The sequence below is a fragment of the Parashewanella hymeniacidonis genome (assembly GCF_016900895.1).
Lineage (GTDB): Bacteria > Pseudomonadota > Gammaproteobacteria > Enterobacterales > Shewanellaceae > Parashewanella > Parashewanella hymeniacidonis.
The window spans coordinates 15,947-30,942 of sequence record NZ_JAFEUN010000004.1 but is presented as its reverse complement, the minus strand read 5'-3'; the positions used below and the strand labels follow the sequence as shown (position 1 = coordinate 30,942).

Below are 14,996 nucleotides of genomic sequence, written 5' to 3'. Positions count from 1 at the left end.
CTACCCTCGCTTAATTCCAGCCTTTGCCGTTAGGCATATTGTTTGGGGCGATATGGATAGGGTGCAGTTCGCCACCGCTGCGTTGATTGGCTGCTTGCTGGGCATTAATACAATTCGGCTGTTTTTGAAACTCAGCTGGATTATCACTACAGCGCCTTAAGGTATCGTCCAGTTGTGAGTTGTGGGTTAAGAACCAACTAACTGTGTGAGTAGGCTCTGAATTAATAGACGATTGATGCTTACCATCAAAACAAGCGCTTAAGAAAATTGAGCCGATAATGATGAACAATAAAGATGCTTTTTTCATGGGTACTGCTCTCTGTGTTGTACCCGTCCTTGGTGAATACTGTTAATAGTTCCAATGGATCAGATGTAACTCTCCACCAGACTCAATGGCCATTTGGGTGATTTTTTGTTGTGTCAGGGCTTCACTGGCTTGCGCTTGTGCATTAAGCAGTTGCAATTTAGCTTGCTCGTTTTGCAGCATGACGCCCTCAGCATCAATGCGAGCTTGTAAGTCCTCAATGTCTTTTTGTTGTGGTGCTTGATTGATCTTCTGAATAAGTCGCATCAGTTGTTGATAGCGAGCTTGAGTTTGCTGCAGTGATAATTGTGTTTGTCCAAACCAACGACCACGATAACGATTGATATCGTCATACAGTCCAGCTACATCACTGCCGAGTTGCAGTTCTTGACTGTTGTGTAAACCTTGCTGTTTAAGTGTGAGATTGGGATCAACTTTGACGCTGATGTCATACACAGAGTCAATGGCGTTGCCCATGCCTCGAACGCCATTAATGCTTTTTAACTGATCTTTTGCGGTACTCAATTGCTGTTTAAGGGTGTTGATTTCCTCAAGCAGATGTTTCACCTGAATGATGTTTTGATGGAGATTGGCTACATCAATAACCGGGAAGGCATGGGCTGGTACGGCGAAAAAGAGTATTAAAAATGAAAAGAAAAAGGCGCAAGACAAAAGCCCGCTAGGGCGTTGAACGCCAGTTTTGTATGGCGGGCGAAGCGAATATTCCCGCTTACAACATGCGGGAATGACGAGCTTTATTTTTCCACCATACGTGTAAGTTCTAACGACTAAACTTTTCATGCTTCACCTCTCTTTTCTGATAAAGCCTGAAAGTAGAGCGGTAGCCACGTTGCAGGCTTATCACCAACCTGTTCAATCAATCCCTGTAACAAATTCACTTTATTAGTGGTGCCGGAGATCACAGCTAGTTCTTGTTCAAACCCGTTGAGATCTAATGTAACCACCACACTGTCGTGACCTTGTTTGATTAGAAACTGCCTTGAGTTGGGTGCAAGCTCGTTGTGGATCAGCTCGAATTCACGTTCGGTTAGGTTAAAGCCTTCAATGTAATCTTCTCGTCTGGCTTTAGGGTTTGGCATAAATATGAAAGTGGCACATTGTTCAATGAGACTGTGGGCAATGGGTGATGCTAAAATGTCTTTCGCTGACTGAGTGGCGTATACCATCAGGCCATTTTGTTTGCGGATCACCTTTTGTTTGTTATTAGCGAAATCTTCAAAATATTTATCACCGAGCAGCTTCCAAAATTCATCCACAAAAATTTGTAAACGCCTACCATCAATCAACTGCTCGATGCGATGAAATAAGTACATTATGATGGGTGTACGCACGTCTTGAGTGTCTAAAAACTCAGTGACATCAAAGGCCAACAATGTATTTTTGCTGACATCAAGCTCATCGCTAGCATTATCTAAAACCCAGGCGTATTCGCCTTGTTCACACCACTTCAATAACCTCAAATAACAGCCATTTTCCATCGTGGGATCGAGAAATTCTAAACAACGGCTTAAGCGGCGCAGTGGTTTATCCAGAGCCATCACACCTTCAACGGCGTCGCATAATTCCAGTTGTTGTGTATGATCAATTTCACTGCCTAATAATTTACTTAACAAGGCCGTAAGGAAAAGCCGATTTGCTGGCGTGTTTTCTAACTGGAATGGATTAAACCCGGTTGGCTTTCCCATTTTTAGTGGTAGATACAAACCACCACATGCTCTGACATAAACTTCTAAACCTTGGTCTTTATCGAAGATGATTTGTGTTGGTTGATGCTTTTTACTTTGTGAAGTTAAAAAGCCTTGTAATACCGTTTTGCCTGAGCCTGAAACGCCAATGATAAGAGTGTTACCTAGAGCATGATGCTCTTCCTTGAGAATGGTTTCCTTATTGTCATCAAAGTGTTTGTCCTCCTTGGTGCTAGTGTGTGTGAGTTTGGGTAGTTGTTGGGACGTACTACTTTGATGTTGGTGCTCATTTCGGCTGTCATGCCTGTTTACTTCATGAAAGTTAAAATAATAAGGGGCGCCAGATGCGGTTTTAAACAAGGTTATGGCGCTGCCCCATTGATTGCCATGTAACTGCCCTGATGGATAATTATGAAAACCGCAAAAGCCTGAAAAATTACGAGATGAAATCGGCGCTGGTCGAGGTCGGTATTTACTGTTTGCAGGTAATTGCGACCAGTAAGCAGCTTTTAAGCCGATATCTTCACGCACTGCAATAATTGCTCTATCAGCTAATTCCGATTTTACTGCTGCAATATGCAGTTCAAGCTCATCAATGCCCTTAGCAAATAAAGTAATGTTGAGATGATGCTGACCATATACCACGCGGTTTGAAGTTAATTCATCTAAGCCGAAGCTTACTGCATCGATTTGTGACTGTGCTAAATCACCTGTGGCCTGTAGGCGGTTTTGTTGACGAGTGAGTAATTCAGTCGCTAATGGTTTTGATAAAAACTGAAAGCTTTGAGCCAAGATAAAGCTAAATGGTGCAGATAGCAGCGAGTTAAGTAATCCAGCTTCAGTGTGTTCAGGATATTCAATAATGCTGAGGCACGCACCAAAATGAGTATCGGTTAACCCTTTTAGCGCAAAAGCATTATTGCCAAATAACGGCCTAACTCTGGGCAAAGCACAAGCAATATCCATTTTAGGCAAGGTTCGTTGCTGCCAGTCACCATTGACGAGATAATCAAGAAAAGTCAAAACCTCAGAGTAAAAGTGGTCATCTTTATAGAAGGTGGATAAGCGTTTGGGTTGATATTCAGATAACGATGACAACACCGTATTCACCACTTCATCGAGCTGATGGATAGCTTTTAGCTGTCTTGCGATACATTGTTCTTGCGTTTGCGAACGTTTGAAAAGATTAAGTGAGTGCTTTGCACCGTCCTGATAAATGACTGTCAGATAAAGTTCATTGATAAACAATTGGCTCTGACATACTTTTGCGGCATATTTTTGGTTTAATTGACGGTCAAACTCGTTGTCGAACTTCCCTTCAGGAAACACCTGATGCTCCCTGCGGATGACGTGCGACCATAAGGAAATATTGGGGCTAGCAATATTACGCAGCATTAGGTTAAGCTGCTCTTTCCAGATCTGAACTTGCTCTGCATCTTGGGTTTCGTGTGCAATACCTTGCAATTTAATCACTTGTAAATATTCACTATTGCGAGTTTTTACTGTGTGGTAATCGCATAACGTTTGATATGGAACAAACTCAGCCACAGGGTTTTCTTTGTGCCAATTTGCAGGCAAAACGTGAGCGATATTCATCCGAGCCTCCATTGACCGATAACATATTGCGGACTGCGAGTATTCAAATAAGGGCTAGCGCTGGCGGTATTGAAATAACGCCAACAAACGGACTTTGCTTTAGTGTTTAGCCATAAATACAACAAACGAAATATACGGGGATCACGTAAACATAAGCCATACATCAATGCATGAATGGGAAGATAAAGCAGTAAAGTAAATGGGCTTTTAGTGGCTATCATCAACACTGCAACAATACCTGCGCCGACAATTAAACCATCTAGTGTCACGCCCCATTTCATTGCAGGACGAGTCATCGCCACGATAAGAGGATCTTGAGATTGCATCATCAACTCCCCTATTTCACTGCTGAAATGATTAAGTCGACAATGGTAGTGCCTCCAAACACCAACACGATTCCGGCAATGTATTTACCGCAAGTCTCGCCAGTTATTCGACCAAACCAAGCCAAATAACCAAGAATGGCAATACCAATCACTGCAGCACTGCGAGCAATACCATTGGTGAGCAAATCCATCACCCAATCCACGCCTTCAGTTATTGGATTAGCAAAAACCAATTCAGGGAAAAGCCATAAAAATAGCAAGAGAAAAAATTGGGCGCTAAGCGCCCTAAGAGCGAGGTTAGGAAAAATTGAGCTGTCAGTAACTGCGCCTACTTTCATTGTTAACTCCAAAATATGAGCTGAATGAAAGACACTTAAAATCCGTTCAAAGCATCAGATAATGCAATGACAGTTACATGTAAAAAAACAAAGGTAAATAGCTGATTTAAAATATTTTCTCCAATTAAACACACTGCAAGATAATGCAATATTATAAAAAGTTTCAGTGCTGATATTCACTCAAAGCAAAACAATGAAAATTCCTAAGCCCATCGGAAAATGGTGATTTTGGTCATTTGCACAAAAATGAGGCTGGAAGCCTATATATAGCTGCAAACCTATGGTTACCATTAGACGGTCATTTATGGTGACATAATGGTAATCATTTTTTTAACTCATTGATTTATAAAGATACAGCAATAGTGAGAAATCACCTTTAAAAAAGGTAATCTAGTTACCATAAAATTACTATTTTGGTTACCATCTCAAAAAACTTAATTGATTGCTTTTGTTGATTATTTTTTTTAGGTTACCAAAATCACCATTTTCCGACGTACCCAAAAGTTTTAAAGGCATTTTTTATAATCTTACCGACCTTATCATTACTACGACTTGGACGTATGTTGAACATACTTCATTGCCATGTAATCAACAGCGGGATTTAACTCAGTTGTTAACCTGAAGTATCAGTGCTAACATTTGTACTCACAAGCTCTTACTCAGTAATTTATTATGGATACAAGAATTCAATTTCGTGTTGATGAAGAAACAAAGCGCTTAGCCCAGTTAATGGCTGAAAGCCAAGGCCGTACATTAAGTGATGCTTGCCGTGAATTAACTGAACAGCTCGCTGAGCAGCAAAGAAAAGCGATGTCTCATGATGACTGGTTAACGGATCAAGTGAATGAAGCCTTTGAGAAAATGGATTCAGGTCAAGCTGTTTTTGTTTCCCATGACAAAGCAAAGAGTAGTATGGCTATGCGTAAAGCCAAGATTCGGAATAAATCATGATTTATTGGGAAGAAGAGTCGCTAAATGATCGTGAAGCGATTTTTGAGTTTCTGTATGAAGTAAACCCGCTTGCCGCAGAGAAGACCGATGAGATCATCGAGAAGAAAGTTGAGAACCTTATAGAGCAACCGCTTATGGGCGTTCAGCGTGACGGTATACGAGGTCGATTACTTATTATTCCTGAAGTGTCGATGATTGTCTCTTATGATATTCAAAATGATGATATTCGGATTCTTAGAGTTTTACACCAAAAGCAAAAGTTTCCTAGAGCTGAATAACAAAGTACAACCACATAGCAAAGCTCATAAGTAAATAAGCTAATTTATTTTCACCATTTATCATTAACTTAGGATACTCTGAGAATTTTTCTTAGCAACTAAAAAAGAACATGAGTACGATTTTGAAATATTAGGTTTAACGAAACAATTCGCTTTGTGAGCCATTTCTGGCGAGTTTTGCAACCTTTTTAAAATCCTTCTTAAATTGGCTTGAGTATTCGAGTTGATACATTTTATGCCTCATTCACCCCAAGCTCTTTAAACAACGCTTTTACGTCATCAGCTTTGTTGCCTTTACCATTTTCTAGTTCTTGAATGGCTTCCGATGTCTTAGCATTCGGCGTTCTTGAGCGTAGTTCAAACGGAATACCGCCATAATTGATCACCGCTTTAGCAAACAGTTTGAGTGCTTGCGATGGGCTTAATCCTACCTCATCACAGATGTGAGTGAAGGCCAATTTGGTATCTTTATCGATACGAGTGCTGAGCATTTCAGTCTTCATAATGCCACCATTTGTTATACATAGTATGACAACTGTAGCGAAGCTCGGTGCAATACTCAAATGTAGATCAAACTGAAATTGTATCTTCTCAGGGTAATAAGCCCCTTCATTGTAACGTGGTATCCGTAATCTTCAGCTGAGCTACCAAAACCACCTAATTTCGCCACAGCAGCATTACCTACACATTGCCAAATGTGAAGAGATTATCTACCTGAGCCTATATCTAGTTTCGTTCTTCCTTACTATGCCAAACACGAACTACAACGATAGTGAGGTTATCTTCTCTATATCTTAAAACGTAATTTCCTGCACCAAAAGGAATTAAAATCTCCCGAAAGGGGCTCAACCCCCTAACTGGTCTCCCCGATTCAGGGTTATTAGTTAAAGTGAGTGCTCCTTCTTTAATTTTAGTTGCAGACCTTTTAGCAGCACTTGGATTTTTATCTTGAATAAACTCTCGCAGCCGCACTAAATCTGCTATCGCATCAGGCAACCAAATTACTTCTCTGGACATGGCTTTTCCTGATCGGTTCCCCAGCTATCTAACCAATCCATTACTGATTGGTTACTTACGGATTCACCATTTTCTTTATAAGCTTCCCATCTTTCTAATGATTCTCTATCAGCCTGCTCTTTTGCTTCTTCTTGCTCGATATAACGAGCTAATGCTTCTTTAGCATGATAGCTTTTAGAACGGTGTGTGCGCTCAGCGAGTGCTGCTAACCTACTTTCTAGTTCCGAATCTAATCTAACGCCTAACATCGTTTGGCCTTTGAATTTGTTTAAGTATGTTTAACAGTGTTAAACAGTTTAATTAATCTGTCAACTTACACCTTATAAGGTACTTGATACAGGTTTGTTATGTCTTATCTGCTGCCTTAAACGGCACCACATTATCTGGTTCATCTGGATTTAGAATTCCATTCAGCCGATGCCACCAAGCTGTGTAACCTGCGTATTGCTCATCGTAATAATCATAGCGATCATAAATCCCTCTCATTTCTGAAAGCGTGTGCCCAAGCATGATTTCCGCTACTCCCGGTGAGGCGAGTTTTGACATTCGAGTGCGCATGGTTCTTCTGAGATCATGCACCGTCCATTTTTCAAATTCGATATCTCGACGTGCATACCACTTCAAGATCAATTTGGGCATACTGACCATCGACTCTCTGGTCATTAGTCCACCGTCAGTTGCTGGGAACAGATATTCAGTTTTACACTTTTTGACCAATGGCTTTAATAGTATTGCGACTTCATCGATGATTGGGCGCACCAAAGGTTTACCCGTATATTTACCTGCTTTATGGTTCTCTACTGGTACTGTCCACTTCTTACTTCTAAAATTGAAATCCTTGGACTTAGCGTGCCTAAGCTCCCCTCCCCGACAGCCAAAATGGAGTAATAACTGCAATAAGACTTTGTTGGACTCCCTCATTTCTGATTCTTCAAGGTAGCGATACAGTAAGCGTATTTCGTCGTCATCAAGCACTCGTTCCACTTTGTTATTTTTGACTTTTAGATCTGATGCTGCACGGATTTCTAATAACGTATTTGATTCAATCAGTTTACGCTTTACGCCCCATTGCGCCATCGATTTGCAAATCGTTAAACAGCTTTTGGTTGTTGTGGAGTATTTCTTGGCAAGTTTTTCGAAATGAGCGTACCACTGATGAATACTAATTTTATCAAATGGCAATTCACCCAAAGCTGGTGCAACATGTTTATCAAAATTGCGTTTAGTTTCGTATGGATGTTTGTAGTGACGAAGGCAGTATGCGTCAAACCACATATCGAATAAACCGTTTACCGTAATAACTTCAATATTGGCTTTCTTTTCGAGCTTTTTAACAATGCGGGGATCATTGCCTTTTTCCAGTTCGGCCTTTAAGCGTAAGGTTTCTTCTCTGGCTTGTTTTAAAGTGGTTGCTGGGTATTCTCCTAGATAAATTCGAGACTCCTGTTTGTTTATTCTGAATCTCAATTGAAAATTAACTTTACCTGTAGGTGTAACCCTTACACTTAACCCATCTCTATCTGCTTTTTCAACTCTTTGAGTTTGAGATTTACCAAGAACAGATCTTAACCACATATCTGATAGTGCCATGGCTTGCTCCAATTTTTGATTCGTGGGTACACAGCTGGGTACACACTTTCCAATATAACAGAGCCAAAACGATGAAATATTATGCAATAAATTGCAACCAGAAAAAGATTAATTTTGGGTCAAGAAACAGAAAAAAATTTTTGGATGAACTGAGAAAAATCAAAAAAAAATGCGCTCAACGTTTGCTAAGCGCATTTAATTTAGAGAAAGCTAATTAACCTTCAATCCCTTTACTGGCAAGGAACTCATCATAGCTACCCTTGAAGTCTGTCACGCCTTTTGGAGTGATCTCTAAAATACGGTTAGCGATGGATGACACAAATGCGCGATCGTGACTTACGAACATTAATGTCCCTTCGTACATCTCAAGCGCATTGTTTAACGATTCAATGGATTCCATATCCATGTGGTTCGTTGGTTCGTCCATAATTAAGACGTTTGGCTTTTGCATGATCAGCTTACCAAACATCATTCGACCTTTTTCACCACCAGAGAGCACTTTTACTGATTTTTTAATATCATCAGAACCAAATAACATTCTGCCTAAATAGCCACGTACTGATTGGTCGTCATCTTCTGGTTGACGCCATTGACTCATCCAGTCAAACAATGACATGTCATTAGCAAACTCAGCTTCGTGATCCTGTGCATAGTAGCCAATATTAACGTTTTCAGACCATTGGATTAAACCGTCTTTCTGTGGTAAATCATGAACTAACGTTCTAAGTAAAGTTGTTTTACCGATACCGTTTTCACCAAGAATGGCTACTTTTTCACCCACTTCAACAATTAAATCTAATTTATTGAATAGCAACTCATCAAAACCGTTAGACAGTTGCTCTAATACCAATGCGTTTCTGAACAATTTCTTTTCTTGTTCAAAACGAATAAACGGATTGACACGACTTGACGGTTTAATCTCATCAAGTTTGATTTTATCGATTTGTTTAGCACGAGAAGTAGCTTGCTTCGCTTTCGAAGCGTTAGCAGAGAAACGTGCCACGAAACCTTGAAGCTCAGCAATCTGTGCTTTTTTCTTGGCATTATCAGACATCATTTGCTCGCGAGCTTGTGTCGCTGCCATCATGTATTCATCATAATTGCCTGGGAATATCTTCAACTCACCATAATCTAAATCAGCCATGTGTGTACAAACTGAATTTAAGAAATATCTATCATGCGAGATGATGATCATTGTGCTGTTACGTTGATTTAGAACTTCCTGCAACCATCGAATGGTATCGATATCCAAGTTGTTGGTCGGTTCGTCGAGAAGTAGCAAATCAGGATCAGAAAACAGTGCTTGGGCTAGTAGAACACGTAACTTTAAACCCGGTGCAATTTCAGACATCAGACCAAAATGAGTATCAACTTCAATACCTACACCTAAAAGAAGTTCACCCGCACGAGATTCGCACGAATAACCATCCATTTCTGCAAACTGCATTTCTAAATCAGCGACTTTGATGCCATCTTCTTCCGACATTTCTGGAAGTGAGTAAATGCGGTCACGCTCTTTTTTGACTTCCCAAAGTTCAGCATGTCCCATCACAACAGTATCAATCAGTGAATATTCTTCATACCCAAACTGATTTTGGCTTAATTTACCCATACGTTCATTAACATCAATGGATACATTACCTGATGTTGGTTCTAATTCACCCGTAAGGATTTTCATGAATGTTGATTTACCACATCCATTCGCTCCAATTAAACCATAGCGATTTCCACCGCCAAATTTAACAGAGATATTTTCAAACAATGGCTTAGAGCCAAATTGCATTGTGATATTAGCTGTTGTGATCACGCTTAATTTCCAGATATGTAAGTTTGAACTGGCGAAGTGCCATAATTTTATGGGCGGAAGTATACGCTTTAATCAGCTGTTCCACCAGATTTTACAATAGGTCTTCACAATTTCGACTTGCAACTGTTTTAAAAACAGGCGATGTTAAATCAATGAGCACATAAAACTTCAGTTAAACAAGCTAAAGGAAAGCCAATGAATAACCTACAAGTTTTCCCTCCAAATCAAGCTCTGGCTGAAACAGCAAATATGGATTCCGCAAGATACCAACAACTTTATCAAGAATCCATTTTAAACCCTGAGGCTTTTTGGGGGGAAAACGGCAAAAGATTGAAATGGACGAAGCCCTATACCAAAGTAAAATCGACAAGCTACGATTTAGAGTCTCTCTCCATTGAGTGGTTTTATGATGGACAGCTGAATGCCTGTGACAATTGCCTAGATAGACATTTAGATGAATATGCCGACAAGGTAGCCATCATTTGGGAAGGCGACGATGCAAATCAACAACAAAGAATTACCTACAAACAACTGCATCAACAAGTTAGCCAATTTGCCAACACATTGAAAAGCCAAGGCGTAAACAAAGGTGATGTGGTCACCATTTACATGCCAATGATTCCAGAAGCGGTTGTGGCCATGCTGGCTTGCGCTCGAATTGGAGCTCCACACTCAGTGATTTTTGCGGGTTTCTCACCAGATGCTATTGCTGCCAGAGTTACTGATGGAAATTCTAAGCTCATCATCACTGCTGATGAAAGCGTTCGTGCTGGCCAACATATTCCATTAAAAGACAATGTTGACGAAGCGATCTCACTCCTTGATAACTCAGAACAAGTTAAAACTGTAATTGTCTATCAAAGAACGGGAGCAAATGTAGAGTGGAATACTGACAGAGATGTGTGGTGGCATAATGCCATTTCAAATCAATCATCAGACTGCCCTGTTGAAATCATGGATGCTGAGGCACCTTTATTTTTACTCTATACATCAGGTTCAACTGGCCAGCCAAAGGGCGTTTTACACACGACTGGAGGTTATCTCGTTTACGCATCAATGACGCATGAATACGTTTTCAATTATCAGCCAGATGATATTTATTGGTGTGCAGCAGATGTTGGTTGGATTACAGGCCACACATATATGGTATATGGGCCTTTAGCAAATGCGGCAACCATTATCCTACATGAAGGTGTACCTAACTATCCTTCTCCTGCTCGTTTAGGTGAAATTATTGATCGCCACCAAGTCAATATTCTCTATACATCACCAACGCTGATCAGAGCATTAATGGCAAAAGGTGAACATCATTTCGATGCTTATAATGGTTCAAGTTTAAAAGTGATTGGAAGTGTTGGCGAGCCCATCAACCCAGAAGCTTGGCGTTGGTACCACTCAAATATCGGTAAGGAAGGTTGTCCAGTTGTCGATACTTGGTGGCAGACTGAAACTGGCGGTGCCATGATCACACCTCTGCCCTACGCAACAACGACTATACCAGGTTCAGCAACCTTACCGTTCTTTGGTATCAAGCCTGAGTTAGTCGATAACGAAGGCAATCTACTTGTCGGTAAAGCTGAGGGGAATCTTGTGATCTCGGATTCTTGGCCTGGTCAAATGCGCACAGTTTATGGCGACCATAAACGATTTGGTCAAACCTACTTTTCTACTTTTAAAGGTAAATTTTTTACTGGCGATGGAGCAAGAAGAGACGATGACGGTTACTATTGGATTACGGGGCGTGTAGACGACGTGCTCAATGTGTCAGGCCACCGCTTAGGCACGGCTGAAATTGAAAGCGCACTGGTGGCTCATCCTAATGTCGCTGAATCTGCTATTGTTGGCTATCCACATGATATAAAAGGACAAGGCATTTACGCTTATGTCACGTTAACTCATAGCAGTGAACCGACCGAAGATTTAATGCGTGAACTCAAAAAATACGTCAGTAAGCACCTGAGTCCGATTGCGGTACCCGATATTATTCAGTGGGCACCAAATTTACCTAAAACCCGAAGTGGCAAAATTATGCGTCGATTTTTAAGAAAGATTGCCGCTAATGAACTTGAAAGTTTGGGCGACACGACAACGTTGGCCGATACATCCGTAATAGAGGAATTGATAAAAAACAAACATCGCCTATAACTTAAATTTTGTTCTAGAACACAAAGTTTATGTAGATTTAGCAAGCAGGAAAACATAATATTAGCTCTTGCTGATATTATGTTTTTTAGCTTTGTTAAGGACGCATCTATGAACAAGCACGTTGCTATTATTCTTTTCGGGTTACTTTACACCTCCACCTCTGCGGTTGCTACAGAGCATGGCATCATGCAACAAGCAAAACAAAGCTTGATGCCATTTAAAAAGCAACTTATACCCATGATACCTGAAGATGCTCGATTTCAGCGAGAATGCACAACTTGTTAATCAAGGCGACGGTGTGCGGCAATAGTGAGCTATTGTTAGCACTGGCAACGAAGAGTAACAAGCTGTGCAACTCGCACTGCGTGGACTTTTCAGCGCCAATTCTTCTTTGTTACATTAGCTCGAAAGAATCCCGATATTCCTTCGCTAATGCGCCTCAAAGAATGGGCGCTGAAAAAGTCCTGAAACATGCATCTTCAAGTATCATCCTAGAAAACTCAGTTGGGTACGTTTTCAAGCGCAGAAAAAATTATCGGTAGCAAGGCAGAGCGTGCAGCAAGTAGTTAATCTACTTGCAAATGTTCTAACGCAGATAACGGCAATTTTAACCAGCTTGTGAGCGTAGAGCGATTCACCCAACAGGTGATAATATTCAATCAGGTTATTAATTTACTTTCATGGGCTTAAAAAGTCATTTAGCGTTCAACTGAGTTTTTTAGGATCATGGGTATAAGTCTACATTGATGTCAGCAATTAAATCTGGTGGTCCAATAAAAGGTATTGATGCTTGTAATGATCAAGCGGCCAAAATAGCACTCGCTAATTCTAGCAAGCAAATAATTCTAGGCAGAAGCAGCCACAAACTTCGTAATCCAGAAAATGCACCTGAAAAATGGTTGGTTGAACCAATCAAACTCTTCGCTTCAGGTAAGCAATCTCAGCCGCAACTGCTCAAAATAGATGACGAGCATCAAGGTTTTATTGAGCCGATAAAAATCCAAGCACCATGCCTGACTTGCCACGGTACTGAAATAGCAAAGCCTATATCTGAAAAACTGACTCAAGTCTATCCAGAAGATCAAGCAACAGGATTTCAGCTAAATGATTTTAGAGGAATATTTTGGGTAAAAATAAAAAAATAAATCTAGCTTTGTGATAGAGTTTGATCACTTTAATTTATAAAAATATTTCGCTTGAAACTCAGAGATTACCAACAAGATTCTGTTGATGCTGCCTTAGTTCATTTTAGGCAATCGATAGAATCTGCCGTTATTGTTCTACCCACTGGTGCAGGTAAAAGTATTGTCATTGCTGAGCTTGCTCGAATAGCCAAAGGTCGTGTTTTAATACTGACCCACGTCAAAGAGTTGGTTGAACAAAACGCTGAAAAAGTAGGTTTACTGACTGAAGATGCCGCCATCTATTCTGCAGGTCTAAAACAAAAACAGTCCTCAGCAAAAACGGTTGTTGCCAGCGTTCAATCAGCTGCCCGTGCGCCGCAAAAATTTTCAGAACCATTTTCATTAGTCATCATTGATGAATGCCATCGAGTGAGTTTGAATGAGAAAAGCCAGTATCAAATGCTATTGACTCATTTGAGAGAAACGAACCCAAATATTCGCTTGCTCGGCCTCACTGCAACCCCCTACCGCCTCGGCATTGGTTGGATTTATCGAAATCATTACCACGGAAAAGTGGGAAATACTGAAAATCCAACTTTTGAAAAATGTATTTTCGAGCTGCCGTTGAGACCATTGATTAAGCAAAAATATTTAACCCCACCAAAGGTGTTGGATGGTGTTTCGGCTCAATACGACTTTAGCATTATTTCACCCAATGAAAACGGTGAATACAGTGAGGCGAAAGTTAACGCCATCTTATCAAGTTCAGGTAGAGCAACGAAACAAATCACTCAACAAATTTTCGAGCTAAGCAAAAGTCGAGAAGGCGTCATCATTTTTGCTGCGACCGTGCGGCATGCCCAAGAAGTTTTATCGTATTTAAACGAAGACCAAGCGGTACTGATCACCGCCGATACATCGACTGAAGAACGCGATACATATATCAGGCAATTTAAAACCAAACAGTTCAAGTTTCTTGTTAATGTATCGGTATTAACGACGGGCTTTGATGCGCCACATGTCGATTTTATTGCAATACTTCGACCTACTGCTTCAGTAAGCTTATTTCAGCAAATGGTTGGGCGAGGTCTTCGTTTAGCCGACAATAAAGATGATTGCCTTGTTATTGATTATGCGGCTAACGGATATGATCTCTACTTTCCTGAAGTAGGGCAAGCTAAGCCAAATTCTAAATCAGTTCCCGTTCAAGTCCACTGCCCTGTTTGTAAGTTTGCCAATACTTTTTGGGGGATAACAGATAATGATGGCGATTTAGTTGAGCACTTTGGGAGACGTTGTCAGGGTTTAGTTGAAATTAACGATACAGAAATTCAGTGCGAATTTCGCTTTCGCTCAAAATCATGCCCGGATTGTGGCAGCGAAAACGATATTGCAGCAAGAATTTGCCAAACTTGTAATTCAACCTTAATTGACCCAGATAAACGCTTAAAGCAAGTACTGGCTAATCAACATCATCACTTATTCAAAGTTCAAGATATGTTACTGCACGCTGAGGGCTCAACTCTAAAAGTTCAATATATTGATATTGAAGCTAATGACTATATTCGTAAATTTAAGATGGAAACTAAAGGCCAGATAAAAGCATTTTATGCTCTGTTTGTATTCCCGCACACAAAAACACCGGGGATATTACATACTCAGTACCAAAAGCCTGAGCAAGTTGTTGAAGATTCAAGTAAGTTCAGAAAACCAGATTTAATTTTGCTTAAAAAGAATAAAAAATTTTGGCAATGGATGGAAAGTTATTTCGACTATTCCGGTCGTTATCAGGTAGAAAAAGATATGTAACCATG

General features: G+C 40.4%; 16 protein-coding genes. 6 read left to right on the top strand and 10 right to left on the bottom strand.

Features of this window, described 5'->3' with window-relative positions; genetic code table 11:
• Window positions 1-10 precede the first annotated feature (10 nt).
• Genes JQC92_RS01545 through JQC92_RS01525 form a run of 5 tightly spaced genes read right to left on the bottom strand, consistent with a single transcriptional unit; the run spans window position 11 to window position 4,270 of the window.
• Window positions 11-307: an EexN family lipoprotein gene (locus JQC92_RS01545; protein WP_204997992.1), complete on the bottom strand. Its 297-nt coding sequence runs from the start codon at window positions 305-307 to the stop codon at window positions 11-13.
• Between the two features lie 42 nt (window positions 308-349).
• Window positions 350-1,105, bottom strand: a complete 756-nt coding sequence (locus JQC92_RS01540) for a type IV secretion system protein (RefSeq protein WP_204997991.1) — start codon at window positions 1,103-1,105, stop codon at window positions 350-352.
• Window positions 1,102-3,606 carry a VirB4 family type IV secretion/conjugal transfer ATPase gene (locus JQC92_RS01535; protein ID WP_204997990.1) on the bottom strand — a complete coding sequence of 835 codons (2,505 nt, stop codon included), beginning with the start codon at window positions 3,604-3,606 and terminating at the stop codon, window positions 1,102-1,104. The genes JQC92_RS01540 and JQC92_RS01535 overlap by 4 nt, the downstream gene beginning before the upstream one ends.
• Window positions 3,603-3,935, bottom strand: coding sequence for a VirB3 family type IV secretion system protein (locus JQC92_RS01530; protein WP_204997989.1), 333 nt, complete (start codon window positions 3,933-3,935; stop codon window positions 3,603-3,605). Before JQC92_RS01530 ends, JQC92_RS01535 begins: the two co-directional genes overlap by 4 nt.
• Before the next feature lie 8 nt (window positions 3,936-3,943).
• A complete protein-coding gene (locus tag JQC92_RS01525; RefSeq protein WP_204997988.1) occupies window positions 3,944-4,270 on the bottom strand; it encodes a TrbC/VirB2 family protein in 327 nt (108 codons plus the stop codon).
• A gap of 672 nt (window positions 4,271-4,942) precedes the next feature.
• Between JQC92_RS01525 and JQC92_RS01520 the strand changes: the two genes are divergently transcribed.
• The gene (locus tag JQC92_RS01520; RefSeq protein ID WP_204997987.1) at window positions 4,943-5,221 is read left to right on the top strand and encodes a type II toxin-antitoxin system TacA family antitoxin; all 279 of its coding nucleotides are present in this window, start codon (window positions 4,943-4,945) and stop codon (window positions 5,219-5,221) included.
• Complete coding sequence (locus JQC92_RS01515; protein WP_204997986.1) at window positions 5,218-5,499, top strand: type II toxin-antitoxin system RelE/ParE family toxin; 282 nt, start codon at window positions 5,218-5,220, stop codon at window positions 5,497-5,499. Before JQC92_RS01520 ends, JQC92_RS01515 begins: the two co-directional genes overlap by 4 nt.
• 233 nt (window positions 5,500-5,732) lie before the next feature.
• Here the strand turns inward: JQC92_RS01515 and JQC92_RS01510 are convergent, their stop codons facing one another.
• The 5 genes from JQC92_RS01510 to JQC92_RS01490 form a co-directional block, all read right to left on the bottom strand.
• Window positions 5,733-6,002 (bottom strand): type II toxin-antitoxin system RelB/DinJ family antitoxin, encoded by a 270-nt coding sequence (locus JQC92_RS01510; protein WP_204997985.1) that lies wholly within the window; start codon window positions 6,000-6,002, stop codon window positions 5,733-5,735.
• Window positions 6,003-6,225: 223 nt separating this feature from the next.
• Window positions 6,226-6,516, bottom strand: a complete 291-nt coding sequence (locus JQC92_RS01505; protein WP_204997984.1) for a type II toxin-antitoxin system RelE/ParE family toxin — start codon at window positions 6,514-6,516, stop codon at window positions 6,226-6,228.
• A complete protein-coding gene (locus JQC92_RS01500; RefSeq protein WP_204997983.1) occupies window positions 6,501-6,764 on the bottom strand; it encodes a CopG family ribbon-helix-helix protein in 264 nt (87 codons plus the stop codon). The genes JQC92_RS01505 and JQC92_RS01500 overlap by 16 nt, the downstream gene beginning before the upstream one ends.
• A gap of 97 nt (window positions 6,765-6,861) precedes the next feature.
• Window positions 6,862-8,106, bottom strand: a complete 1,245-nt coding sequence (locus JQC92_RS01495; protein WP_204997982.1) for a tyrosine-type recombinase/integrase — start codon at window positions 8,104-8,106, stop codon at window positions 6,862-6,864.
• 214 nt (window positions 8,107-8,320) lie between these two features.
• Window positions 8,321-9,913: an ABC-F family ATPase gene (locus JQC92_RS01490; protein WP_204997981.1), complete on the bottom strand. Its 1,593-nt coding sequence runs from the start codon at window positions 9,911-9,913 to the stop codon at window positions 8,321-8,323.
• A 195-nt stretch (window positions 9,914-10,108) separates the two neighbouring features.
• Between JQC92_RS01490 and acs the strand changes: the two genes are divergently transcribed.
• The 4 genes from acs to radD all read left to right on the top strand — a co-directional run bounded on the left by acs (window position 10,109) and on the right by radD (window position 14,991).
• Window positions 10,109-12,058: an acetate--CoA ligase gene (gene acs, locus JQC92_RS01485; RefSeq protein WP_204997980.1), complete on the top strand. Its 1,950-nt coding sequence runs from the start codon at window positions 10,109-10,111 to the stop codon at window positions 12,056-12,058.
• Window positions 12,059-12,166: 108 nt separating this feature from the next.
• Window positions 12,167-12,343 (top strand): hypothetical protein, encoded by a 177-nt coding sequence (locus tag JQC92_RS01480; RefSeq protein ID WP_204997979.1) that lies wholly within the window; start codon window positions 12,167-12,169, stop codon window positions 12,341-12,343.
• Window positions 12,344-12,804: 461 nt separating this feature from the next.
• Entirely contained in the window at window positions 12,805-13,203 is a 399-nt protein-coding gene (locus JQC92_RS01475) for a Tll0287-like domain-containing protein (RefSeq protein ID WP_204997978.1), read from the top strand.
• A 51-nt stretch (window positions 13,204-13,254) separates the two neighbouring features.
• Window positions 13,255-14,991, top strand: coding sequence for a DNA repair helicase RadD (gene radD / locus JQC92_RS01470; protein ID WP_204997977.1), 1,737 nt, complete (start codon window positions 13,255-13,257; stop codon window positions 14,989-14,991).
• Window positions 14,992-14,996 lie beyond the last annotated feature (5 nt).